This window comes from Campylobacter concisus ATCC 51562, from assembly GCF_000466745.1.
GTDB lineage: Bacteria > Campylobacterota > Campylobacteria > Campylobacterales > Campylobacteraceae > Campylobacter_A > Campylobacter_A concisus_B.
On sequence record NZ_ANNI01000003.1, the window covers coordinates 11563 to 36849 of the forward strand.

The 25287-nt window shown below is 36.5% G+C and carries 28 protein-coding genes; 2 read left to right on the forward strand and 26 right to left on the reverse strand.

Annotation, left to right across the window (positions count from 1 at the left end):
- The 9 genes from ATCC51562_RS01390 to ATCC51562_RS01430 all read right to left on the reverse strand — a co-directional run bounded on the left by ATCC51562_RS01390 (nt 1) and on the right by ATCC51562_RS01430 (nt 10350).
- The gene (locus ATCC51562_RS01390; RefSeq protein WP_021090818.1) at nt 1-1653 is read right to left on the reverse strand and encodes an ATP-dependent metallopeptidase FtsH/Yme1/Tma family protein; all 1653 of its coding nucleotides are present in this window, start codon (nt 1651-1653) and stop codon (nt 1-3) included.
- Nucleotides 1640-2878 (reverse strand): tRNA (N(6)-L-threonylcarbamoyladenosine(37)-C(2))-methylthiotransferase MtaB, encoded by a 1239-nt coding sequence (gene mtaB, locus ATCC51562_RS01395; protein ID WP_021090497.1) that lies wholly within the window; start codon nt 2876-2878, stop codon nt 1640-1642. Before mtaB ends, ATCC51562_RS01390 begins: the two co-directional genes overlap by 14 nt.
- Nucleotides 2878-4467: a mechanosensitive ion channel domain-containing protein gene (locus ATCC51562_RS01400; RefSeq protein WP_021091049.1), complete on the reverse strand. Its 1590-nt coding sequence runs from the start codon at nt 4465-4467 to the stop codon at nt 2878-2880. The genes mtaB and ATCC51562_RS01400 overlap by 1 nt, the downstream gene beginning before the upstream one ends.
- Nucleotides 4464-5501, reverse strand: a complete 1038-nt coding sequence (gene aroB / locus ATCC51562_RS01405; RefSeq protein WP_021090974.1) for a 3-dehydroquinate synthase — start codon at nt 5499-5501, stop codon at nt 4464-4466. The genes ATCC51562_RS01400 and aroB overlap by 4 nt, the downstream gene beginning before the upstream one ends.
- Nucleotides 5502-5504: 3 nt before the next feature.
- Nucleotides 5505-6923 carry a COG3400 family protein gene (locus tag ATCC51562_RS01410; protein ID WP_021090603.1) on the reverse strand — a complete coding sequence of 473 codons (1419 nt, stop codon included), beginning with the start codon at nt 6921-6923 and terminating at the stop codon, nt 5505-5507.
- A gap of 93 nt (nt 6924-7016) precedes the next feature.
- Nucleotides 7017-7577 carry an ABC-type transport auxiliary lipoprotein family protein gene (locus ATCC51562_RS01415; RefSeq protein WP_021090524.1) on the reverse strand — a complete coding sequence of 187 codons (561 nt, stop codon included), beginning with the start codon at nt 7575-7577 and terminating at the stop codon, nt 7017-7019.
- Nucleotides 7574-8506 carry an MlaD family protein gene (locus tag ATCC51562_RS01420; RefSeq protein WP_021090581.1) on the reverse strand — a complete coding sequence of 311 codons (933 nt, stop codon included), beginning with the start codon at nt 8504-8506 and terminating at the stop codon, nt 7574-7576. The genes ATCC51562_RS01415 and ATCC51562_RS01420 overlap by 4 nt, the downstream gene beginning before the upstream one ends.
- Nucleotides 8507-9247: an ABC transporter ATP-binding protein gene (locus tag ATCC51562_RS01425; RefSeq protein WP_021090595.1), complete on the reverse strand. Its 741-nt coding sequence runs from the start codon at nt 9245-9247 to the stop codon at nt 8507-8509.
- Nucleotides 9244-10350 (reverse strand): MlaE family ABC transporter permease, encoded by a 1107-nt coding sequence (locus ATCC51562_RS01430; RefSeq protein ID WP_021090715.1) that lies wholly within the window; start codon nt 10348-10350, stop codon nt 9244-9246. The genes ATCC51562_RS01425 and ATCC51562_RS01430 overlap by 4 nt, the downstream gene beginning before the upstream one ends.
- Before the next feature lie 79 nt (nt 10351-10429).
- On the opposite strand from ATCC51562_RS01430, the gene tgt reads away from it, so the two are divergent.
- Both tgt and ATCC51562_RS01440 read left to right on the forward strand, forming a co-directional pair.
- Nucleotides 10430-11560, forward strand: coding sequence for a tRNA guanosine(34) transglycosylase Tgt (tgt, locus tag ATCC51562_RS01435; RefSeq protein WP_021091017.1), 1131 nt, complete (start codon nt 10430-10432; stop codon nt 11558-11560).
- Entirely contained in the window at nt 11550-12248 is a 699-nt protein-coding gene (locus ATCC51562_RS01440; RefSeq protein WP_021090783.1) for a CorA family divalent cation transporter, read from the forward strand. The genes tgt and ATCC51562_RS01440 overlap by 11 nt, the downstream gene beginning before the upstream one ends.
- A 200-nt stretch (nt 12249-12448) precedes the next feature.
- On the opposite strand, the gene rplS is transcribed toward ATCC51562_RS01440, so the two are convergent.
- The 17 genes from rplS to ATCC51562_RS01525 form a co-directional block, all read right to left on the reverse strand.
- Entirely contained in the window at nt 12449-12805 is a 357-nt protein-coding gene (gene rplS / locus ATCC51562_RS01445) for a 50S ribosomal protein L19 (RefSeq protein ID WP_021090978.1), read from the reverse strand.
- Between the two features lie 8 nt (nt 12806-12813).
- Nucleotides 12814-13506, reverse strand: coding sequence for a tRNA (guanosine(37)-N1)-methyltransferase TrmD (gene trmD / locus ATCC51562_RS01450; protein ID WP_021090600.1), 693 nt, complete (start codon nt 13504-13506; stop codon nt 12814-12816).
- Complete coding sequence (rimM, locus tag ATCC51562_RS01455) at nt 13503-14033, reverse strand: ribosome maturation factor RimM (RefSeq protein ID WP_021090608.1); 531 nt, start codon at nt 14031-14033, stop codon at nt 13503-13505. Before rimM ends, trmD begins: the two co-directional genes overlap by 4 nt.
- Nucleotides 14026-14268 carry a KH domain-containing protein gene (locus tag ATCC51562_RS01460; RefSeq protein WP_021091005.1) on the reverse strand — a complete coding sequence of 81 codons (243 nt, stop codon included), beginning with the start codon at nt 14266-14268 and terminating at the stop codon, nt 14026-14028. The genes rimM and ATCC51562_RS01460 overlap by 8 nt, the downstream gene beginning before the upstream one ends.
- Complete coding sequence (gene rpsP, locus ATCC51562_RS01465; RefSeq protein ID WP_021090829.1) at nt 14268-14495, reverse strand: 30S ribosomal protein S16; 228 nt, start codon at nt 14493-14495, stop codon at nt 14268-14270. The genes ATCC51562_RS01460 and rpsP overlap by 1 nt, the downstream gene beginning before the upstream one ends.
- Nucleotides 14496-14567: 72 nt before the next feature.
- A complete protein-coding gene (ffh, locus tag ATCC51562_RS01470) occupies nt 14568-15908 on the reverse strand; it encodes a signal recognition particle protein (protein WP_021090977.1) in 1341 nt (446 codons plus the stop codon).
- A 62-nt stretch (nt 15909-15970) separates the two neighbouring features.
- Complete coding sequence (locus ATCC51562_RS01475) at nt 15971-16729, reverse strand: RluA family pseudouridine synthase (RefSeq protein WP_021090932.1); 759 nt, start codon at nt 16727-16729, stop codon at nt 15971-15973.
- The gene (waaA, locus tag ATCC51562_RS01480) at nt 16726-17862 is read right to left on the reverse strand and encodes a lipid IV(A) 3-deoxy-D-manno-octulosonic acid transferase (RefSeq protein WP_035167300.1); all 1137 of its coding nucleotides are present in this window, start codon (nt 17860-17862) and stop codon (nt 16726-16728) included. Before waaA ends, ATCC51562_RS01475 begins: the two co-directional genes overlap by 4 nt.
- 8 nt (nt 17863-17870) lie before the next feature.
- A complete protein-coding gene (locus tag ATCC51562_RS01485; protein ID WP_021091065.1) occupies nt 17871-18578 on the reverse strand; it encodes a zinc ribbon domain-containing protein in 708 nt (235 codons plus the stop codon).
- Nucleotides 18579-18594: 16 nt separating this feature from the next.
- Nucleotides 18595-19317 (reverse strand): Nif3-like dinuclear metal center hexameric protein, encoded by a 723-nt coding sequence (locus ATCC51562_RS01490; RefSeq protein WP_021090704.1) that lies wholly within the window; start codon nt 19315-19317, stop codon nt 18595-18597.
- A gap of 6 nt (nt 19318-19323) precedes the next feature.
- Nucleotides 19324-20184, reverse strand: a complete 861-nt coding sequence (gene glyQ / locus ATCC51562_RS01495) for a glycine--tRNA ligase subunit alpha (protein ID WP_021090594.1) — start codon at nt 20182-20184, stop codon at nt 19324-19326.
- 18 nt (nt 20185-20202) lie between these two features.
- A complete protein-coding gene (locus ATCC51562_RS01500) occupies nt 20203-21741 on the reverse strand; it encodes an AbgT family transporter (RefSeq protein WP_021091050.1) in 1539 nt (512 codons plus the stop codon).
- A 5-nt stretch (nt 21742-21746) separates the two neighbouring features.
- Complete coding sequence (locus ATCC51562_RS01505) at nt 21747-22166, reverse strand: GyrI-like domain-containing protein (RefSeq protein WP_021090976.1); 420 nt, start codon at nt 22164-22166, stop codon at nt 21747-21749.
- 3 nt (nt 22167-22169) lie between these two features.
- Nucleotides 22170-22643, reverse strand: coding sequence for a DUF3972 domain-containing protein (locus ATCC51562_RS01510; protein ID WP_021090623.1), 474 nt, complete (start codon nt 22641-22643; stop codon nt 22170-22172).
- A 12-nt stretch (nt 22644-22655) separates the two neighbouring features.
- Nucleotides 22656-23150: a 5-(carboxyamino)imidazole ribonucleotide mutase gene (gene purE, locus ATCC51562_RS01515; protein WP_021090775.1), complete on the reverse strand. Its 495-nt coding sequence runs from the start codon at nt 23148-23150 to the stop codon at nt 22656-22658.
- Nucleotides 23147-24406: a peptidase U32 family protein gene (locus ATCC51562_RS01520; RefSeq protein ID WP_002941779.1), complete on the reverse strand. Its 1260-nt coding sequence runs from the start codon at nt 24404-24406 to the stop codon at nt 23147-23149. The genes purE and ATCC51562_RS01520 overlap by 4 nt, the downstream gene beginning before the upstream one ends.
- Nucleotides 24406-25164, reverse strand: a complete 759-nt coding sequence (locus ATCC51562_RS01525) for a hypothetical protein (RefSeq protein ID WP_021090537.1) — start codon at nt 25162-25164, stop codon at nt 24406-24408. The genes ATCC51562_RS01520 and ATCC51562_RS01525 overlap by 1 nt, the downstream gene beginning before the upstream one ends.
- Nucleotides 25165-25287 lie beyond the last annotated feature (123 nt).

Consider the following 25287-nt stretch of genomic DNA (forward strand, 5'->3'; position numbering starts at 1 on the left):
TTAATAGTTTTCATTTAAAATTTTCGCTAGCGTCTCTTTATCTACGCTCTCGTATGCTAGCAGATATGAGCTTATCTTTGCGATTTGCTCATTTGTGCCTTTTAAAAAGGATGTGATCTCCTCTTTTGCTTGCTTTAAAATTTCTTCTACATCGTTTGGATTTGGCACAAAAGAGCTTCCCATACCATATTCATAAACCATCTTTGAAGCGATCTCTTTGGCTAAATTTAGATCACTACTTGAGTTTGAAAAGATGTCATTTTCATCTATCTCAAGCTTACACATACCAGCTATAAGTACCTTGATACGAGATATCATCTGTGACTTTGACTCAATCTCTTGCTCTGTAGCCATGAATCTATCTTCTATAAGAGAAATTTTTTCAAATTTCACATCAAACCAGTAAGCACTTAGCGCCTTTGCTCCTTGATAAATGGCTTGAATTTTCTTTTCGTTTTCGCTATAGCTTAGCACCTTTTTCTTGCCGAGCAAGACCTTATTTAAAACAGCCTCAAAGTCCCTCATTTTAAGCACGCTCTCGCCGTTTCTTAGGGCATTTATCGCAGCTTCATTTACAAGTGTACTAAGTGCCGCACCTGAAAAGCCAACGCTCATTTTAGCGATATCCTCAGCCGCCACTTCGCAGTTTTTATCTTTTAGATATGTGTTTAAGATCGCTACCCTATCGTTAAAATCAGGCATAGAAAGAAAAATTCTCCTATCAAAACGCCCTGATCTAAGTAGCGCCTCATCGATCATTTCGATCCTATTTGTGGCAGCTATTACTATGACACCGGAGTTATCTTCAAAGCCATCCATCTCGGTTAGTAGCTGATTTAGCGTGGCTTCTCGCTCGTCGTTTCTAGTCCCACCCCTGCTCTTTCCAACAGCGTCTATCTCATCGATAAAGATAATAGACGGAGCATAGGACTTGGCTCTACTAAAAAGCTCTCGTACTCTCTTTGCGCCCATGCCGACATAAATTTGCACAAAGCTTGCACCATTTTGATAAAAAAATGGCACATTTGCTTCGCCAGCAACTGCCTTTGCCACAAGCGTCTTGCCAACGCCTGGAGGGCCGATCATTAGTACGCCTTTTGGCATTTTGATACCAAAATTTCTATATTTTTGTGGATTTTTTAGAAAATCAACTATCTCACTAAGCTCACTTTTGACCTCACTAATACCAGCCACATCGCTAAATCTCACATTTGAGATAACTGGCATAGTGTTTTGATTTAGCACGCTTTCTATCTCAAATGCGCCCTCTTTTTTGCCAAGCAAGCTCTCCTCTTTTTTCCTGATACTTCTAAAGATATAAGCGTACCAAAGCACAAAGCAGACAAAGATGGTAAATCCCCAGATCATGCCAGGAGTGATATATTGCTTAGTCTTTTCAACAGGCACCTTTTTTATAAGCTCTTTTAGATCGATGCCCTCTTTTATAATAGAAAAACGATTGTTTTGTGCATAAAGCACGACTTCATCGTCATCGATTACAGCGCGGTCTATAAAATTTCCATCCATTAGCTGCATATATTGCGAATATGTGATATTTCGTGGCTCTTTGCTAACAGCAAATAACAGCACACTGATTAATGCGACAGCTGCGATTATTAGGATATTTTTCTTATTAAATTTAAATTTTTGCATAATTGGCATCTGGCTTAACTTCATATTCGCTTACCTCCACCCACTCTTTTGTTATATCTTTTTGGCTTAAAATTTTAGCTTTGTTGTAAAACTGATCAAAACCTTCGTAAAACTCACCATTTTTTTGCTCGACTAAAATTTTCAAAGCTCCGTTATGTTTTTTTCTAAAATTTTCATTATTTTGTAAAGCTATGCCTTGTAAAATTTTTAGCCTACTTTTTGCCACATCACCGCTAACATCGCTTTTTAGTGTAGCTGAGTGCGTATCACGCCTTGGCGAATAGACAAAAGCATGCAGATGTGTGATAGGAAATTTCTTAAAATTTTCCACAGCCTCTGCCCATATCTCCTCACTCTCACCAGGATGACCCACGATGTAGTCTGTGCCAAGGGCAAAGCCAAGTGAGCTAAGCTCATTAAAAAGCTCCAAATCGCTAAATGCATTATTTCGTCTTCGCATGATCTTTAACATCGCCTGACTCGTGTGTTGAAGTGCGATGTGCAAATGACGCTCCAGCCACTCTTCTTTTAAAATTTCTCTAAAGCTCTCATCTATCTGGCTTGGCTCAATACTTCCAAGTCTAATGCGCCTTATGCCAGAAATTTTACCTAAGTTTGCCAAAAGCTTACCAAGAGAGCTATTTGTATCTTTGCCGTAACTGCCTATATTTGTGCCAGTTAGTACGAGTTCATTATAGCCGTTTTGGGCTAAAATTCTTGCCTCTTTTAATATCATAGCCTCATCCATGCTTCTAGCCTTGCCGCGAACTGAAGGGATGATGCAGTAGCTGCAGCTAAAGTTGCAGCCTTCTTGAATTTTTATAAAAGCCTTTGTGTGATTTTCATAATTTGTAACTATATTTTTATCGACTGAGTTTAAATTCCCAAGCTCAAAAAATGGCTTTTCTTGCTTTAAAAGCTCATTTAGATCACTCTTTTTGCTAGCTCCTAGCACACCAAATATACCGCTATTAAATAGCTCTTTGCCCTTACTAACCGCTCCACATCCAGTCAGCACCACCTTTACCCCACGCCTTTTTACACCGTTTATGTAGTTTCTGACACCGCTATCGGCAGAATTTGTAACAGTGCACGAGTTTATGACCACGATATCAGCGCTTTCTTCATCATTTGTGATCTCGTAGTCCTTGATATAGCTTTTTAAAAGCTCAGTATCATAGATATTTGTGCGACATCCAAATGTTTTAAAAAATATCTTTTGCATTAAGAATTTTCACTCTCTTGCTCGCTGTGAGCGGTATGATCGCTTGGATTTTCTTTTTTGCCTATAAACATAGTTTGTGTTGGATAAGCGATCTTTATATCATCTTGAGCTAAAAATGCTTCTATAATCTCAGCGCTAATAGTGCTTCTAAGAGCCAAAGTCGCATAAGAATTTGCCATATACCAGCATGAGACATTTATACCATAAGGCTCAAAAAATGTATAAATTCTTGGCTCGACGTTTGGATTTTTGATGCTGTATTGACTTCTTAATTTATTCATCTGGCGTTTTGCGATATCAGTGTAGCCTTTTGAGTATTTCTTAACGACATTTCTTGCTAGATACACAGCTTTTTTATGATTGCTATCAAAGCTTATAACGATATCTATACCATCCCAAACGGTCTTCATACCATAATGAGCATAGTTTGCGATGAGATCGGTAAAGATATAGTTATTTGGCACAAAGATAATTCTACCTGCACGGCGGTTCGTCTTATAAGTCGAGTAGCTAACATCCTCAAAAACAGTCAGCCTAAGCAAAGAGATATCGATCACATCACCCACAAACTCGCTACCATCATGAAGCACTCTGATCCTGTCACCCACATGTATAGAGCCGCCAAACATGATCACCATCCAGCCAAGCATACTCATAAACATATCTTTCATTGCAATGGCGATACCAGCCGAAGCAAAACCTAGCACGGTTACTAAATATGTGACGTTTTCGATATACGAAAAAAGTAAGATTATGATGATAACGGTGATATTTAAAACGTTTAAAAATTTATTGACCGTGTAAAATCTCTCATTATCAGTAATCGTTCTTTTAACGATAAATTTAGCGATAAATGTTAGTCCGATCGTCAAAAGGATGATGATAGCTGTATAGCCCATACTTAAAAACTGAGCTTTTATATCAGAGGTGGTTAAATTTATAGCCTCATCAGCCCTTTTTTCATAGACATTATAAGTTGTATCAGCGATCTGTTTTGCCGCTTTAAAGTCGCCTATTTCTTGTTTTACCAAGTTTAGGCTTTCTCTATTTTGCTCATTTTCTTCGATCAAATTTAGTCTATTTAATAAATTTTCTTTTGTTTCAAGCTTTTCTAAAAGCGTATCGAGCTCTTTTATATGCCTTTGATACTCGATCTTATCACTCTTTATCTTTTTGATATACGAAAAGCCAGATATAAGTGCAACAGGACTTGTTATCCTTGGTGGAGTATCCATTTCAGGAGCTGCTAGCATATTTGAAAATGGCGTTTTTTCATACTCTTTTAGTAAATTTATCTGCTCTTTTAGAGTTTGGATTCTTTTTATGATATCGCTGCCTCTTCTTGAGCTTTTATCCAGTTTCTTTAGTTCATTTTCATTTTTTTCAAGCTCATCAATAAGCCTTTGATAAGTGTTATAGTTAGCATACCTTGTAATCCAGATATTGTTTTTTAGGGAGTTATCTAGATTTGAAATATCTTTTATAAGCTCGTTATTTTGTAAATTTTGCGAGCCATTTTGCTCAAGCGTAACGTTTTCTTCAGCATAAAGGGCAAAGCAAAAAAGTATTAAAACTAGGATCTTTTTCATTTAAATTCTCTTAAAATTTTTAAAACATCTTCTTTTTTGACGTCATTTTTGATGATCGCACTGCCGATTTTATCTGCAATGATGAAATTTATCTTATCATCTTTTGTCTTTTTATCCATAAAAAATGCCTCGTAAAATGCATATTCATTTTCTATTTTGTAGTTTACTGGAAGGCCAAATTTTACCAAAACCTGCCTGATCTCTTCGGCATCTACCTCGCTCATGAGACCTAGTTTTACGCTTAGGCGATTTGCCATATTCATACCTATCGCCACCGCTTCGCCGTGCAAAAATTCTTTGTAATTTGTCTCATTTTCTATAACGTGAGCAAAGGTATGTCCGTAGTTTAGGATGGCTCTTAGCCCTTTTTCTTTCTCATCTTGTTCAACCACCTTTGCTTTTAAAATTACCGACTTTTCAACTAGCTTAGCTAAGCTTTCATCATCTAAATTTACGCTTTTTAGCCAATCAAACATCTCTTTGTCAAAAGTTATCGCCATTTTTAAAGCCTCAGCCACGCCAGCTGCAAATTCTCTCTTTGGCAATGTCTTTAAGAAATTTATCTCACAAAAAACCGCCTTTGGCTGATAAAAAGAGCCTATTAAATTTTTACCAAATTTATTATTCACACCCGTTTTTCCGCCCACACTCGCATCGACTTGCGCTAGAAGCGTAGTTGGGATATTTATGAAATTTATTCCTCTTTCATAGATGCTCGCCGCAAAGCCAGTCATATCGCTTATGACGCCACCACCAAAAGCGATTAATGTAGATGAGCGATCAAATTTGCTCACAAAAAGCTGCTCTAAAATTTGCTCTAACGTCTTTAAATTTTTATACTCTTCGCCGTCAGGCACACTTATGATAAATTTCTCATCACACTTCAAAACGCTAAGTAGCTTTTCAAGATGAAGCCCCGCCACTTTGGCATTTGTGACGATGCCGACCTTGCCCTTTAGCTCTAATCTCTCAAGCTCGTTTATATAAATTTTATAGCTTGACGCCTTTTCCTTAAGGTTTAAATTTATCTGCATTTTTTACTCACTTACTGGCACAAAAAGCTGTGCATTTTGGCTTAGTTTTTTATAAAGCCTATTTAAATTTGTCGATAAAAAGGCAAATGTTCCACCATTTGCCACGCTTTTAGTAAACATCACAAAATGAAGCAGATCTTTTGTATTTTTTAGTTTTACAAGTGGATTTTTAAGATTGTGATTTTCTATCTTTATACGCTTAGAAAATAGCGCGCTAATGCTCTCAAAATGCTCTCTTAACGCCTCATCATCGCTATGCTTATTATCAAAATAGTAAAATTTCATCTCCAAATCAAGCTGTGCACAGCAGTCTGTTATCACAGCTGATTGATTCTCCACCTCTTGACTTTGATCGCCTAGTATAACGCCCTCTTTTATATTTGAGAGCAAAATTTTGCCTGTTTTTAGCACTGGAAGTTTTAGCTCATAAAATAGCTTTTTAAATTTAAAAAAGTATTTATCATCGCTTAAGATTAGGCCGATATCGTGCTTTAAAACATCATATTTTATAGATTTGTTATCACTATTAAAATAATCCATCAAAACAATGATATTTTTCTCTTTTATCGCTTTTAAAGTATCTAAATTTTCACCTAAAGTTGGATTTATCACTCTAAAAAAAAGGCGTTTATTATTTAGCTTTGAATGCAAATACAAGCTATCCTTTATGAGCTTGCTAACACGTTCTTTATCCATTGAGATCATATCAATCAGCACATAAATATTGCTACCAAACGGGCTTGGAAACTGCCCACTTTCACGCTTGATCGAGCGATAAACATTTTGAAGCACATTTGGATCACCAACGATTAGTAATATATCGCTTGGCTGTATCATTACATTTGGCTTTGGCAAGATGATCTCGCTGCCTCGATATATGAGGGCTATTCGCCATTTTTTTTGAGCTACTGAGCCAATGTGACGATACATATAAGAGCTACCTATTGGCACCTTAACTTCCATGATCTCGCCCTCACTAAGCCCGATATTATCAGCTAAAACCGGCAGATCTGGTAAATAGTCCATAAGCCTTGATGATGCAATATCTCTGATATCAACCACACTTAAGTGTTTATCGCTTGCAAATGTTTCTTTGCATTTTTCATCAAGCTCCCATGAGCTCATAAAAACAGTCTCGGTCTTTGTGCTGATCTGTCTTAAATTTTCATAAACAGCAACCGCCTCATTTTTATCATCGCAAACTATACAAAACTGGCTAAAATAGCCATCGCTCACACTTTTTAGCTTTGAAAGACTAGTTGGGTCAAACTGGTAAAATGTAAAATTTTCATAATTTGATTTTTGGCTGTAATCTTCACTTGAAACAACGATATAGTGATGCAAATTTGATTTTGTTTCAAGCAGTCTGTTTAAAAAATTTCTTGCGAAAGTTCCATCTGCGATTATTAAAATTTTCTTCATCAATTCTCCGTATTTTAAAGCTCACATTATAACAAAAGGTCTTTAAAATAAGCTATTTTGGCTATAAATTTAGAAATTTACAGCCAAGAAAATTTAAGAAATTATTTCAGAGATTAGTGTATCGATTGCTAAATTTGTAGCCTTATTTATCGTATCAAAAATAGTACTTGAGCTTGGATCTGGACAAAAAATTTCTTTTGTGATCATGCCTGATTTTAGCGAAGTGTTTGCATTAAACAGCTCGTAAGCTAGCGAGACTTCGGCTTTATCGCCTCTTATTTGAAGAGAGATGATGCTTACTTTTAGTCTAAGATCTTTTGCATTTGGCGAAAATATCGGCTTAGCAGCACAGTTTGAATAAAGCCCTTTTACAAGCGATTTATAAACCATTTCGCTTGGCTCAGATACAAATTTAGCGTCGCTTAGGTATCTGATTTTATTATTTTCAGCTACGATCAAAATTTTTCTAGTATCGACCATATCAAGAGCGCTTACATTTTCGATGAAGACATTTTTTAGCTCTTTTTGCTTGTTTTCAGCTGAGCAAGCCTTATTTGAATAGTGAATTTCATACATCGTTGCAACTGGCACATCCGTCTTTAGCGAGCAGCCAAGAAATAAAAGCGTAGCCGTTAGAAAGATTAAATTTCTCATTTTTTATCTCCTTTGTCATTTGGCACTGGATTTGTGAAGAAAAACTCGTAAGGATTATCTTCAAGTCTTTGAAGCGCGCCTCTAAATTCACGAAGCGTCTTGTCAAATCCATTTAAAAAATCACTCGCTTCTCTTAATAACGGCCCAACCGTATTTCTAAGGTCGTATTCACCATCTTTAGCCTTTTTTGTGATGAGCTCTTGCAGCGAATTATATCCGGTGATAGCCGAATTTGCCGATACAAAAACTTGGTTCGCATTTGAAATTAGTCTATTTAAATTTTTAACCAGTTCTTTTGTATCGGTTTTGTTTAAAGTATCTGTAAAATTTTTTACATTTTTAACGATACTATCAACCTCGCTTAATCCCTCTTCGTCTGTTAAAACTTGTGTAAATTTATCAATATTTTTAAGGACTGACTCTACGTGAGCGATATTTTCAGGCGAGAAAAAGTTATCGACTTTATCAAGTGTTTGATTTATCTTTAAGGTGATGTTTTCAGCGTTGTTTCCAAGCTTTGAAAAGAGGCTCTCTTCAAGCTGCAAGATAGGCTTTTGACCTGATGCAAAGTCTTTTGTACCACGGCTTATATTGATACTAGCAACGCCGCTAATAGCCTGAACTTCTATACTTGCCACGCTATCGGCCTTTATCGGCAGATCTTCTCTAATTTTCATTGTGATGTTTATAAGAGCGTTTTTATCATCGACAAAATTTATATCACTAACACTTCCAGCTGGCACACCGATAAATTTAACTGTAGAATCAACCTTTAGACCGCTTGGCAGCTCAGTCGTGTGGATGTAGTACTCTTTAAAATCAACCTTTGTATTATTTTTACTAGTCATCCACCAGATAAATATCGCAAATGCTGTAAGGCAAGCCATAAAAAACATGCCAACAATAGTATAAGAATTTCTATTTTCCATCTACTTTTTCCTCATTTTAAATAGCTCTTCAAGTGGGTTGTTTTTAAGATATTCAAGCTCTTTTATATTTCCCTCAAAGGCTATTTTTTTATTATCTATTATCAAAAATCTATCCAAAATATCAAAAATACTATCCGCATCATGCGTCACCATGACGACAGTTACGCCGATGCTATCACGAAGCTCTTTTATAAGTGCGTCCATCTGGCGTGAGCTAACAGGATCAAGGCCACTATTTGGCTCATCTAAAAATAGCACCCTAGGGCTTAGCACCAAGGCTCTTGCTAGCGCAGCACGCTTTTTCATACCTCCACTTAGCTCACTTGGATAGAGCATAGAGACCTCTTTTTTTAGCCCCACTTTTTGTATCCAAAACATCGCTATCTCATCGATCTGACGTTTGTTAAATTTAGAGTACTCATGAAGCAAAACGCCCACATTGTCAAGGATCGTCATCGAGCTATAAAGTGCGCCAAATTGAAACATCGTCCCACTTTTTAGCTTGATCTCTTGCTGCTTCTCTTGACTACTTTTCCACATATTGACGCCATCAAAAAATATATCGCCCTCGCTTGGCTTTTTTAGATATATCATCGTCTTCATAAGCGTCGTTTTGCCAGTGCCACTGCCGCCTAAGAAGCCGTAAATTTCAGCCTCTTTGACGCTCCAGCTCACATTATCGTGCATTATCTTGTCGCCATAACTTGTCGTTATGTTTTTTCCAACTATTATCTCGTTCATATCTTTAGCCACATAAAAATTATCGCGAAAAATGCATCAAGCGCAATGACCCAAAATATCGCATTTACAACGCTAACGGTTGTCATCGCTCCAAGGCTTTGGGCGTTTTGACTAACGCCAAATCCCCTCATGCACCCAATGATCGCTATCACCGCGCCAAAAAATGGAGCCTTTATCATACCAACAGCAAAGTGCCTAAGCTCAACCATCTCGCGAAATCTATTGAGATAGTCGCTAAAGCTGATATCAAGAATAGTTTGGCAAATGATCATCTGCCCTAAAATGCTTATGCTATCAGCTATAAAGATGATGACAGGTACGCAAAGCACCATGGCGATGATGCGCGGCAGCACCAAGAAGTTAAAGGGCTCAAAGCCCATCGTCTTCATCGCGTCTATCTCTTCAGTTAGCTTCATAGCGCCAATTTGCGCGGTAAAACTGGAGGCTGACCTGCCCGCCACGACGATAGCGGCGATGAGCGGAGCGACCTCTCTAAGCGTTAGCATGCCCATGATCTCGACTATAAATATACTTGCCCCAAAGCTTGCAAGCATCGCACTACCAAGATAGGCAAGCACAACACCTATCAAAAAAGCGGTGAGTGAAACGATAAAAACGGCATTTACGCCGCCATCTTTTATATAGTTACTAAATTCTCTAAATCTAAGACTGGCTGGATTAAATAAAATTTTTATGCTTTTTATTAAAAATTCGCCCAAGAACGTGCCAAACTCAGCTAAATTTACAAAACCTTCACAGATTTTTTCACCGAGTCGTGAGAAGAAATTTAGACTATTGTGCGGCGGCATGTAGTTAAAATCAATCTTTTCATCATTTAAAAGATCGCCCATTGCCTTTATCTTCTCATCATTTGTAATGATCTCAAATTTCTTACCATTTAGCGCATTTCTTAAAAGTATCAAAACAGCGTAATCAATGCTTTTTAGCTCACTAAAATCAAATTTAACATTGCCGCTAAGTTTTTGGATTTTTTTAAAAATGCTTTGTAAATTTTTTGCGTCTTTGTAGCTAAACTCACCTATAAATTTTATAGTCTGAGTGCCATTTGCCGCTACAAAAATGACATCATTTTTATTTTGCAAAAAGTTCCTTTGCCTTAAAATTTCTGGATTATATTATAAATTTTGTTAAAATAAAAAATCAAAAATTTTAAGGATTTAGATGAAATTTGAAGTTATAAAAAAAGATGGAAATGCAAGACGTGGTATCCTAACAACTGCCCATAGCGTTATACAAACGCCAGTTTTCATGCCAGTTGGCACGGTTGGCGCGGTTAAAAGCTTAGACGCCTTTGATATGAGTGAAATTTTAGACGCAAAGATCATTCTAGCAAACACATATCATATGTACTTGCGTCCTGGTAGCAAGGTCGTGCGCGAGTTTGGTGGACTTCATGGATTTTCTAAATTTGAGCGCTCGTTTTTAACTGATAGCGGTGGATTTCAGGCGTTTTCACTTAGATCAAATACCAAAAACGACGATGGAGGGATAAAATTTAAAAGCCATATCGACGGCAGCACGCACTATTTTACGCCAAGATCCGTCCTTGACACACAGTACGATCTAGGTAGCGACATCATGATGATACTTGATGATCTAGTCGCCTTACCTGCTGAGCCAAAGAGGATCGATCTAAGCATAAAACGAACGATAAAATGGGCAAAAGAGGCGATTGATTACCATAAATTTATGCAAAGCAAGGGTATTGGCTTAGAGCAAAATATCTTTGGCATCGTTCAAGGAGGTACTGATTATAATGCGCGTAAATTTTGCGCCGAAGCTTTAAATGAGTTGCCATTTGATGGCCTTGCGATAGGAGGTCTAAGCGTTGGTGAGAGCAACGAGGCGATGTATGACACAGTTGAGGCGGTTATGCCATTTATGGATGAGCTAAGGCCGCGTTATCTAATGGGCGTTGGCACACCTGAAGATCTCGTGGAAAACGTGGAGCGAGGCGTTGATATGTTTGACTGCGTCATGCCAACAAGAAATGCAAGAAACGGCACACTCTTTACCAGCTTTGGCAAGATAAATATAAAATCAGCCAAATTTATAAACGACCACACGCCAATCGACCCGCAGTGTCAGTGCTATACCTGCAAGCGCTACTCCAGAGGCTACCTAAATCACCTTTTTAAGGCAAGAGAGCTCACATTTTTTAGGCTAGCAAGTCTTCACAACCTGCATTACTATCTAAATTTAATGAAAGAGATGAGAGAGGCGATCGAGGCTAGCGAATTTGCCAAATTTAAGAAAAATTTTTATGCTAAAAGGGTAAAAAATGAGCTATAAAAGTTCAGTTTGTGGATATTTTTATGGCGATGAATACGACTATATTTTACTTGTTTCTTTCACGCAAAAGCAAAGCTATAAATTTTTATTTAAAAATAGCAAAATTTACAAAGAAGACTTTGATCATGAATGCGATAAGAGCGAATTTGAAGCGGCTCTTAAAAAACTATGTAATGAATATGCAAATAAAATTTTAGAGCATCAAGATGAGCTAAATGAGTATGAAAAAATTTATGCTAGTCGAAAAAACTTTAACAAATTTATCAAAAGACACCACTTTCTAAAATATGAGATTAGAAAATTTCAAAACAAGATATCTCACTTTTATGAGACACTTTCGATTTGCCAAAGTGAGCAACAAAATTTAAAAAAAGAGCTTAAAAATAGTACTCATGAGGCAAATGTTTTTAGAACAATGGCCAATGAATATGCCTGCAGAATCGATGATATTTATACATTTATACAAAGCATAAAAAACGACAAAATCAATCAAAACATTTACATTTTAACAATGATATCAGCTGTAATGCTGCCATTAAATCTGATAACTGGGTTTTTTGGCATGAATACACAAGGCTTACCATTTAATGAAACTAAAAATGCCACTATGATAGTTGTATCAATAATGCTTGGAGTAATTCTTTGTTGTGTTGTTTTTTTATTTTGGTATACAAATAAGAAGAAGTAGAAAATAAATAAATTTAGTATATAAGGTATCTGAAACTTTATATAGAAATTTTTTATATATTTTAAATTTTTATAGCCTAGCGGTAAAAACAATAAAAATAAATAGATTTTTTAATATTAAAAAACAAAAAAAATATTAAAAAAATTAAATTTAAAAAGAAGATTAAAAGTCCTGAATAGACTTCAGGACAGATAGTAAGATTACTTTCTAAGTTCGCGGATTTTAGCAGCTTTACCACGAAGATCACGTAGATAGAATAATTTAGCTCTTCTAACACGACCTTTTCTAAGAACTTTTATTTCTTCGATTGAGTCACTAAAAATTGGAAAAATTCTCTCAACACCAACACTGTTAGCACCGATTTTTCTAATGATAAATGTTTCGCCGGTACCGCTACCACGTCTAGCTATACAAATACCTTCAAAATTTTGAATTCTAGTTTTATCGCCTTCGTGAATACGAGTAGCAACACGCAATGTATCTCCTGCACGGAAGTCAGGAATATTTTTACTAGCAATTTGAGCATTTTCAAATGCTTCAATGTATTTATTTCTCATGTTTTTCCTTATTTATGTGGCTTAAGCTTTTGATATAAATCAGGGCGAAAGAACCTTGTTTTGCAGTGAGCCATCTTATTTTTTAAAGTGTGGATTTTAGCATGGTTACCCTTTAAAAACTCTGAAACCACAAAGATTGATCTAAAATTATCAGGCTTTGTAAAAGATGGAGCTTCAAGCAAATTATCCTCAAAACTCTCAACTTCAAGGCTCATATCGTTTCCTAAAACTCCAGGTATATTTCTTGATATTGCATCACTTATACAAAGCGCAGGAAGCTCTCCGCCAGTTAAAACAAAATCGCCTATGCAAAAAACTTCATCTGCCCAAAGCTCAACAACTCGTTCATCAAGACCTTCATATCTACTACAAACAAAACAAATGTGATCTTTTTTAGAAAGCCTCTTTGCATCATTTTGATTAAATTTTTTACCAGCTGGCGTTAAAAATATCACATGAGCATTTTTATCTTTTTCTTTTAGAAATTTGATCGACTCATCCAAAGGCTGTGGAAACATCAAAAGTCCTGCTCCGCCTCCAATCATATAATCATCAACTTTATTATGTTTATCTTCAGTAAAATTTCTTGGATTCATAAAATCAATTTCAATAAATTTATTACCAATTGCACGTTTTAAAATAGAATCACAAAAATAAGGTTTAACTAAATTTTCAAAAAGTGTAATAAACGTAAATTTCATGAATTTTCTAAAATAGCTCTAGCACCTTTTACCAAAATCTCTTCATTGTCTAAATTTACACTTATAATAAAATGCTCTAAATATGGAATGTAAAAATTCTTTGGTTTACCACCTAAGGTAAGCTCTTCATCAGTTTTTATGTATAAAAGTGAATTTGCAAAATTATCTTGGATATCTTCTACAATACCCAAAATTTCACCATTTTCTATAATTTTTAAGCCAATAATATCAAACTGAAAAAATTCATTTTTTTTTAATTTGCAGTTTTTTCTAGTGAGCTCTTTTGTGGTATATATAGTTTTATTTACAAGCGTTTTAGCAAGATCTAAGTCATCAAAATTTTCAAATAAAACCAGCTCTTTTTGTCTATTATAGTCTTTTATAGTCAGCTGATCATTGTTTTTGTCAAAAAAGGTTGCACCTTTTTTAAACTGTTCTGGGAAGTCGCTCTTATTGTGAAGCTTTAAGTAGCCCTTTAAACCAACACATCTTCCGATGGTAGCGACTTCAACAATATCACTATTCAATAGCTTTTACCGTTACCCTATAACTTGTATTATCTTTGGCTTTACAACCAATAATAACGGTCTTTATAGCGTTTATCATTTTGCCATCTTTGCCGATAAGTTTTCCCGTATCAACCTTATCAGCACTTATGATTATCTCAGCAAAATTTTCACCAAGTTCCTTGCGATCAACACTTACTTTATCAGGAAAATCGGCAATCAACTTGGCATATTCGTATAAAAAATTTTTAACCATTATTTTGTAATTTGTACAACTCTATCGCTAAGTTTAGCACCAACGCTTTTCCAGTAATCTAATCTCTCTTTGTTGAAATTTATAACATTTGGCTCAACCATAGGATTGTAATAGCCAATACTTTCTATCCAGCCACTATCACGTCTTTTTCTGCTATCTGTAACAACTATACGATAAAAAGGTCTTTTCTTACGTCCCATTCTTGTTAGTCTTACTACTGTTGCCATATTATATTTCTCCTCTTGTTTTTAAATAAAGCTTAAATTTAGATAACAAATATCCAAATTTAAACCCTTTTATCAAACAGGTCTTTTTAAATTTGCTTGAGAAAGCATATTTGCAAGTCCTTTTGCTCCACCTTTTCCTGAAAATTTCTTAGCAAGTTTTGAGGCATTTTCAAACTGCTTTAAAAAACGATTTACTTCTACCTGAGAAAGTCCAGAACCAGCCGCTAAACGTCTTTTTCTACTATTATTTAAAAGGTCTGGGTTTTCACGCTCTTTTTGTGTCATAGAGTTTATCATAGCCTTAATATGCAAAATTTCTTTTGAATTATCAAGATCTATATCTTTTATCTGATTTGCAATATTTGAAAGACCAGGTATCATCCCCATTAAAGACTTCATACTACCAAGCTTTTTAACGCTTTCCATTTGATCTAAAAAGTCATTAAAGTTAAACTGACCTTTTTTTATCTTTTGATTTAGACGTTTTGCCTCTTTTTCATCAATAATTGTCGATGTTTTCTCAACCAAAGTGGCCAAGTCACCCTCACCCATTATACGACTTACAATACGATCTGGTATAAAACTCTCAATATCAGCTACTTTCTCGCCAGTACCGACAAATCTAAGTGGAATATTTAGCTGTTTTGCAATACTAATAGCTACGCCACCCTTCGAGTCAGAATCAAATTTAGAAAGGATAACTCCAGAAATTCCTAAAATTTCATTAAAACTTGTAGCTGTTTTTACAGCATCTTGACCACTCATAGCATCAGCTACGTAAAAAATTTCATGTGGATTTATAGCATTTTTTACATCTTTTATCTCTTGCATCAACTTTTCATCAATCGCAAGACGACCAGCGGTATCCACTAAAAGCACATCGTAAAGACCAATTTTTGCTTTTTCTAATGCTTCTTTTGCTACTTTTATTGGGTTATGTTCATTTTCTATAAAGAAAAGATCAATCTCATTTGCAACACAGAGCTGTCTTAGCTGCTCAACTGCCGCCAATCTTTGCAAATCACAAGCCGCAACTAAAACTTTTTTCTTTCTTAACTTTAGATAGTTTGCAAGCTTAATAGTTGTCGTTGTTTTACCGCTACCTTGTAAGCCAGCCATCAAAACAATAGTTGGTGCAACTGGCGCATAGACAAAGCCTTGGTTACCAGGAGCTGTTAAAATGGTCGTCAAATTTGATTTGACCGCATCTAGGAAATTCTTTTGACCAACGCCAGTTTGCTTTAACTCGCTTTCGATAGACGCGAGTAGATCTTTGGTGACTTTATGGTGAACATCAGCTTTTAAAAGAGCTTTTTTGAGCACGTCAAGTGCGTTTTTTAGAGCTTTTTCGTCATCTACAAAACGTATCTTGCTAACAGCTAATCTAAAAGACTCGCTAATTTGTTCGAACACTAATCACCTTTCTAAGTTGTTATTAAAGGGCGTATATTACTAAATAATTTCTTTATTGCTCTTTAAATTTCAAATTTATTAGATAGCTCAAATCCAAGAGAGTTAAATTCTCTTGGGATCGGCGCTTTAAATTTATAGTTTAAAAGAGCAATAGAATAGGCATGCAAAAACATTCTATTTGCCCTATTTTTGCCGTATTTCTCATCACCAATGATAGGTAAATTTAAGCTAGCCAAATGCACTCTTATCTGATGTGTCCTGCCTGTTTTTATGGCAACTTTTACAAGCGTTTTTTTGCCTACAACCATGAGTGGTGAAATTTTGCTGATCGCCTCTTTGCCCTCTTTTGATATCTTTGAAAAAGCGCCATTTTTATTTTTTATCGTCAAGATCGGCTCATTTACGACCACTTCCTCGCTCATGATACCTCTAACTGCGGCCACATAAATTTTCTCAACCTTCATCTTTTTAAACTCATTTATCGCAAGCATTGCGAATTCATCATTTTTTACAAGAAGCAACACGCCGCTTGTGTCTTTATCAAGTCTATGAAGAAGTGGAAATTTATAAATTTGACTGATTTTTTCGCTAGTTATGGTAGCAGGCTTGTTTATGGCTATTAAATTTTCATCTTCAAAGATAATACTTGGCTTTGGCATCTCTTCAACGCTAAATTTGGTGTTTTCACTCATTAGCGCGCGAGCGATCATCACCTTTTGCCCCTTGGCATAGACAAGGCCGCTATCTATTAGCTCCTTTGCCTCGTTATTTGAGATGTTTTTTTGTTTAGCTAAAATTTTATACGCTTTTTCTTCACTCATAAAGTGTTCCTTATATCTTCTATGATCGCATCAGAGCTTGCTTGCACAGTGATCTTACTCTTTTTGGCACCACTATCTATTATACCGCCAATCTCGCTGGCTTTTGCGATGTAGATGTTTTCAACTAGGCTAAATAACGCCTTTTGGTTAAATATAAACTCACCGCTTATTATTACTGGGTTAAATTGTGCGCACTCGATTGGATTATGCCCACCGATATTTGGTACAAAACTGCCTCCAAGCACGACTACATCACTAATGGCATAGACATTTACAAGCTCGCCCAAAGTGTCAAGTAAATTTACTTTAGCTTCAAATTTATGCGTTTGGCTAAATTTAGCAAAGCCAAAATCATGCTTTTTAGCGTATTCGCCTGCTATCTTCTCAACCTCTACAAACCTCTCAGGATGGCGTGGTGCGATAATTAAAAGATCATTTTCTTTTAAATTTAAATTTTGCAAAATCATCTCTTCTTCGCCAGCGTGAGTACTTGCCAGCACGATTACCCTAGCTTTTGGCTTTTCATAAATTTTACTCACACTTGGCAAAAACGCAGCCTTTATGTTGCCAACGACCTCTATTTCACCTGCACCAAGCGACTTTAACCGCTCTTTATCAAGCTCACTTTGGGTGTAAATCTTATCTATAAATTTAAAAAGATATCTATAAAAAAAATCAAATTTTAAATAACTTTTGTAGCTTCTATCTGAAATTCTTGCATTTATGAGGATCACACGGCTGCCCTTTAGCTTCGCCATGAAAACTAGCATAAGCCAAAGCTCGGCCTCAAAAATAACTAAAATTTTGCTCTTTTTTAGCCAAAATGGTAAAAAAATTTCAAATGGCAAAAATCTCGTGTTAGAGCAAATTTTACTTGCCGCTTCAAAGCCCGTATTTGTCACTACACTTATGGCTTTGCTATCAAATTTTTGCATCAAAGGTTTAAGCGCTTGTATCTCGCCAAACGAGCAAGCGTGAAAATGCACATCTGCATCTTGAAATTTAGGATTATTAAATAGAAAAAAACGTGCTGGAATCGACTTATGATACTTTTTTTTAAAACTTAAAAAAAATAAAAAGATAGCCCCAAAGAGATAGAGTATTGAGGCTAGAAAGTAATATATTATTATCACGAAATGTGTTATTGCTCTTGTTTGTATAAAATTCTGCCACAATGCGGACATGTAACGATATCTTCACCCTTGATAACAGCAGAGAAAGTTTTGTCATTTATCTGCATAAAACAACCATAACAAGCTTGTTTTTTTACAGGAACAACGGCTGTGTTATGAGCCCATTTTCTAATTTTTTCATAAAATGCGAGAATTTTTTGATTCATAGTGGCGATAAGCTTGTCTTTTTTAGCATAAACTTCTTCACGTTCTTTCCCGATATTTTCAAGCTCAGATGAAGTTTTGCTTTTTATATTTTTTAAATTCTCTTCAAGTTCAGCTTTTTTTGCACCAAGCTCATCTTTTTGACTATTTTTACTATCTATTAGCTTCTCAAGTCTAGCGATCTCCTCATTTGCAGCCTCAAGTTGCTCTTTTGCAATATCTTCTTCAAGACTTAGAGCTTTTATCTCCTTTTCATTTTTTGCGCTTGAGCTTTTTTTAGCCACATCTTTTATCTTAGCACTAAACTCGGCTATATGAGCATTTGTTCCTGATTTTTGAGATTTTAAGTCACTTACCTCTTCATCTAGTCTTTCTATATTAACCGTTATAGTTTCGCACTCTTCTTCTATATTTTTATAAGCCCTTTCTATATCCTGAATGCGTGGTATAAAGCCATCTATTTGTTTATCAAGATCAGATAATTCAACTAATTGTTGTAAGTATTTATTCATAATGTTTCCTTTTTTGTTAGCAATATGTAAATGGATTTTTGGAATTGCGTATTATAACTTCAATTTTCAGATTTTGCAAATATTTTGCTAAAAAATCACCAAAACAACGTTCACTTTCATAGTGATTTATATCGATTAAATTTAGCCCATTTTCCTTTGCATAAAGGGCTTGATGATACTTTAGATCACCCGTTAAAAAGACATCTGCTTTGACATCTTGGATGAGATCTCCGCCACTTCCAGTGCAGATACAAATTTTAGAAATTTTATCTTTTGCATGAACCACTCTTAAATTTTCTAGCCCAAGCTTCTCTTTTACAAATTTGCAAAGCTCATTAAATTTCATCTTCACATCAGCGTAGATCAAAAAGCCCTCTTTGCTTGAAATTTCAAACCCCAAAACCTGCGTTACAAATTTTTCATTTAAAAATACAAGGTCAGCATTTGTGTGAAGCGAGATGAGCGAGATATTTTTTATCATCATCTTTCTTATGAGAGAGCTTGGATAAATGCTGTAATCTAGACTTTTTAGCCCCTTAAAAATGAGTGGATGGTGAGTGATGATGAGCGAATTTGGTAAGACATTTTGCAAAAGTTTGCTATCCAAATCAAGACTTAGATAAATTCGCTCAAATTCGCTATCAAATGAGCCAACTTGTAGGCCACTATTATCCCAAGGCTCTTGGCCCGCAAATGGGCAAATTTCATCTAAAATTTTATAAATTTCAGCTATTTTCATCAAATTTTACTTTTGCTCTAGGCTCTCTTTATAAGTTAGCGCACACTCTTTTGCAAGCTCTCGAATTTTTAAGATGTAATCTTGCCTTTGTGTAACACTTATCGCTCCGCGTGCATCAAGGACGTTAAATGTATGAGCTGCAAGCATGCAATAATCATACGCAGGGAGCGAAATTTTAGCCTCTAAGCAACGCTTGCACTCGTTAAATGCGTTTTCAAACTGGTTAAAAAGCATATCTACGTTTGCTACTTCGAAGTTGTATTTGCTCCACTCGTACTCACCTTGTTTGTGAACGTCGGCATAGGTTACGATGTTTCCATCCCTGTCGTCCCAAACGATGTCGTAGACACTATTTACATCTTGTAGATACATAGCCAAACGCTCAAGGCCGTATGTTATCTCACCAGAAATCAACTCGCATGCGATGCCACCCACTTGTTGAAAATAGGTAAACTGCGTCACTTCCATGCCATCTAGCCAGACTTCCCAGCCAAGTCCCCAAGCGCCTAGCGTCGGGCTCTCCCAGTTATCCTCGACGAAGCGGATGTCGTGATCTTTTAAATTTAACCCAAGCTTTTCAAGGCTTTTTAGATAAAGCTCTTGGATATTTTCTGGACTTGGCTTTATGAGTACTTGAAACTGATAATAAGCGCCTAGGCGGTTTGGGTTTTCGCCGTATCTGCCATCAGTAGGACGGCGGCTTGGAGCTACATATGCAGTCGCCCACGGCTTTGGTCCGAGGCTTCTTAAAAAAGTCGCTTGGTGATATGTGCCCGCACCAGCTGGCATGTCGTATGGTTGAAGTATCACGCAGCCTTGCTCTTGCCAATAGTTTTGAAGGGTTAATATTATTTGTGAAAATGTCATTGCTTTCCTTTTAAAATTTTACTTTACATAGTGTATAACTGCACCAGGTCCTAGCGGTAGATCAAAAATGTACCAAAACGACATTAGTGCTGTCCAAGAAATTAAAAATGCAACCGTATAAGGAAGCATAATAGAAACAACTGATCCGATTTTTAACTCTTTATTGTATTTTTGCATAAAAGCTACTATCAAAACAAAAAATGGCATCAAAGGCGTTATGATATTTGTAGTAGAGTCGCCTATTCTAAAAGCAGCCTGTGTAAGCTCTGGCGAGAGTCCAAGATTCATAAACATTGGTACAAAAATCGGAGCCATCATCGCCCACTTTGCAGAATCAACAGCTATAAATAAATTTATAAAAGCGATCAAAAAAATAAAAACTATAATAAGACTAAGTCCAGTTAATCCGACCTCTTTTAGAAAAATAGAACCTTTTATAGAAAGCACTAGCCCAATATTTGAGGTATTAAAAAGATATGTAAATTGGGCTGCAAAAAATATCAAAACCAAAAATCCTGATAGCTCAGAAATAGATTGTTCCATAAATTTTATGGCGTCATTACTGCTTTTTATACTCCTGGCGCCTACACCGTAAGCTACGCCTACTACTATAAAAAGCAACATCATAAAAACAACAATAGAATGCATAAAAGTAGATTTCATAAAGCTTTCATTGCCTTTTGCTCCAAATAAAGAGCCTGAAGGCAAAATAGCCACAAGCAATAAAATCACAAAAACGATCAATGCTATTAGCGAAAATTTTAAGCCACGTTTTTGCTCTGCACTTATCTCGCTATGCTCTTTTAGGCTAAAATCACCCAAAAAATCAAATTTGCCAAGCCTAGGCTCTACGATTTTATCCGTTACAAACCAGCCAACAAATACGATCAAAAATGTCGAAACGATCATAAAATACCAATTTGCAGTTGCTAATACTACATAATCTGGATTTAACACGCTAGCTGCTTGCATAGAAAATGCCGCAAACATAGGGTCATTTGTACCGATTAATAAATTTGCCGACCAGCCACCGCTAACACCAGCAAAAGCAGCAGCTAGTCCAGCAATTGGATGGCGACCAAATCCAGCAAATAAAATAGCTCCGAGCGGGATTAGCACAACATAGCCAACCGAGGAAGCAACATTTGACATTACGCCAAGGAAAATAACGATTGGAGTTACCCATATTTTGGAAGATTTTAAGGCAATCTTTGTCATAAGTGCTGACAAAAGTCCAGACTTGTCTGCGATACCAATACCTAGAATAATCGCAAAGACTACTCCCAAAGGATAAAAATTAGTAAAATTTTTAAGCACAGACGAAACAAAAGATCTAAGGCTATCAGCAGAAAGCAAATTTATAACATTTGCATTAAGCTGTGATATTTGTCCGTCTTTGATAGCCTGATAGCTTACACCAACGCCCATCTTTTCTAGCACAAACGATATTATTATCGTAATAATCGAAAGATAGATAAAAAGCATAGTTGGATTTGGCAATTTGTTACCAAAATTTTCGATAAAACTCAAAATTGAACTATTGTTTTTTTTATTCATTTTTTCTAACCTAAAATAGATATAAAAATTTTTATCTCGTCACTGCCGTAAAGCTCAAAATCCGTTTCATAGGCTCTTTTTAGCTCGCTACTTTCAAAATATCTCCAAATTTTACCCCAAAATTTTGCTACGTTTTGTAGCTCTCTTGCAAAACTAAAAACGGCGTATTTGCCACTTTTTATCTCTAAATTTTCATCGCTTTTGTGGCTTAATCTTGTGCCGATGAAGTTATCGTAATGTCCATTCAGATCGCTTTCATAGTTGCAGTAAACGCTATAAATTTCACTCTTGCCATCGTAGTGCTCACTCATAAATTTAGACCATAAAGCCGGAATTTTACCCTTGTCGCCTATCTCATCTTCATTTTTAGTACGAGTTTTTACTCCGTAAATTTCAAAGCTATCCTCTAAATTTATAATCTTCATAAACTACTTTTGCCCATTAAAATTTTCAACCGCTTGGTTCCACATGAGCTTGTATTTTCGTTTTAGAAATTCAACTTCATCTTGTGAAATTTTAAGCTGTTTTGTAAGCGTCTCTACTGTTTTTCTATCTTCGTCATAGAGCTCTTGCATAGAAATAAGCGCCTCTTTTAAAAATTTATTCTCATTTCTTAAAGTTTCAAGCGTCTCATCCTTTGCATCAAGTACCTTTTCGTGTAAATTTAATATCGTTCCAATCGTCTTTTCAACAAAGCTGATACCATCTTGGCTTTGCGACTGCATAGATAAATTTTGCGAAACACTAGGCACCACGCTCATCGTTCCTTCGCTCGCTTCTATCAAAATTTCTCCATTTTCCTCTTTGGTTTTCAAAACGCCACGATTTATCATATCTTCGATAACTTCACGCTCCAAATGCACAAGTTTGCAAAATTCATCAACTCCAAGATAGGTCTGCACCACTTCTCCTTTTTACAGTATCACTTCAACCTTTGAAGAGTCTTCCTCTAAGGCCTTTATCTTCGCCTCTCTATCGGCCTTTAAAGCACTTGCCAGACCATCATCTTCAAGAGCTAAAATTTGAACTGCCAAATAGGCTGCATTTATAGCACCGGCCTTGCCAATAGCTAGAGTTGCCACTGGCATGCCACTTGGCATTTGCACAGTTGAGTAAAGTGCGTCGACGCCGCTAAGAGCCGAACCTGCCATTGGTATGCCAATCACTGGTTTTGTAGTATTTGCAGCGATCGCACCAGCTAGGTGAGCTGCCATGCCAGCAGCTGCGATGAAGACTTTTGCGCCCTTTTTTTCGGCATTTGCGACGTATTCGCTAGTTCTTTTTGGGCTTCTGTGGGCTGAGCTGATTATCAGTTCATATTTTACGCCAAATTTCTCCAAAGTCTTTGCCGCCTCGCTAACGATCTCATAGTCACTTTTACTTCCCATTATAATAGAAACAAATTTCATATCTTCTCCCTTAAAAAACTAAATTTTGGCAGCTTAACGCCTAGGTTTATCTCATTTTCATTGCCGCTGTGAATTTCGCTCATGACCTTGCCTTTTTTGGTGATGAGCTGCTTAAATTTGATAAATTTCTTGCCATCTTGTGAATAGACCTTTGAAATTTCATTTTCACTATCATCTATGTGTGAGCCAGTCGGAGCTACGATCTCATAGCCCTTATCTGGGAAAATTTTATATTTACATTTAAAAAACTCACCGTCTTCACTTATCGCATTTACCTGATGAGTGCCCTCTTCTAGGCTACTTGTGTGATTTTGCGTATCGGTTCGCTCATAGGGTCTATGTACCAAGTAGCCGTCCGTAAAGCCGCGATTTTTCAGCGTATTTATCTCGTTTTCATAAATTTGCGCGTCAAATTTATCGTCCATGGCGTCATCTATCGCCATTTTATAGGCTCTTGCCGTGCAGGCTGCGTAGTATTCGCTCTTTGTGCGGCCCTCTATCTTAAAGCTATCAATGACACCGCTATCAACGATCTCTTTGATGTGTGAGATGAGGCAAAGATCCTTTGAGTTCATGATGTGAGTGCCGTTTTCGTCCTCTTCTAGGCGGAAAAGCACGCCGCTCTCTTCGTTTTTGGCGTAGAGTTCATACTTAAATCTGCAGTCATTTGCGCAGCTGCCGCGGTTTGACATACGGCCGCTTTGCACTGAGCTTACCAAGCACCTGCCAGAGTAGGCAAAGCACATCGAGCCATGGACGAAAATTTCGATATCAAGGGTTGGGATTTCCTCTTTTATCTTTATAACATCTTTTAAATTCATTTCACGTGCCACGACGATGCGTTTTGCGCCCATATCGTGATAAATTTTAGCGTCCAGCACGTTCATAACGTTTGCCTGAGTAGAGAGGTGTATCTCGATATCTGGAGCGATCTCTTTTGCTAGGCTCATGACGCCTGGAGTTGCGATGATAAAGGCGTCTGGCTTCATCGCTGAGATGGTTTGTAAGTGCCTTTTTAGCGGCTCTATCTGAGAGTTAAAAGGAAAGGCATTTATGGTCGCATAAAATTTCTTTCCCTTTTCGTGTGTGTAGTCTATCGCCTCTTTGAATGTTTCAAGGTTAAACTCCCTTGCCGATCTAGTCCTTAGCGAAAAGCTAGCCACAGAGCCATAAACAGCGTCGGCTCCGTATTCAAGGGCGATTTTAAGTTTTGTTAAATTTCCAGCTGGAGATAAAAGCTCAGGCCTTTTTAGCACTATTTTTTACCCAGACTTTCTATCAAGGCTTCGATGTCATCGTTGCTGACAAGGTTTTCTGTTGTTGTATCACCAGCGATATGAACAGCAGATCCAACACGCTTATCATCATCGATACGACCTTCAAACAAGGTATTCATATATTTACTTAGCGCTCTCATAACGTTGATAACACGCTCTATCTTTTGTCTATGGATGTCTTGATACTGCATCATATCCATAGCCATCATTATCTCATCTTGTCCCATTTGTAAATTTCCGATGATATTATCGATCGTGCCAAGAAGTGAGTTGTTTTTCTCCAAAGCCTCACTAAATGCAGCAATATTTGGAAATTTCTCACTTAGCGTCGTAAATAGCTCGATATTTGAGTTTATTGTGTCTTTTAGGCTATTTGAGTCGCTCTCAGCGTCCATAAAAAAGTTATTTATCGTCTCAAGCTTGTCAAACATCTGAGTAGCTTTTTCTTCGCTATCTCTTGTTACATCATCAAGCTGATGAACCATTTTGTGATCTTCAGTTGGTGGTGGTGGTGGCCAAACGCCATCTGCACTCACTCTATAATTTTCCGCATTCTTTGAATTACTTTCTGATTTTGACTGTGGCTCATCTTTAGTATCGATTGCTTCTGCAACTTCTGTTACCTCGTCCATATCCTCTTTGACGTCCGCAACCTCTTGGCCAGCATCTTCTTTAGCATTATCTAACTCATCATCTAGCCCACCTGCCATAAGTGCGTCAAGTTCCTCTTGGGTCATAAAAGCTCCTAATAAAATTTGGCTTGATTATATAGGATTTAAATAAAAAGTAAGTTTAAAGGCAATGCTTTTATCTTTAAATTTATAAATTTTTAGATAGCATTTTTAAAAATAAATGACCTT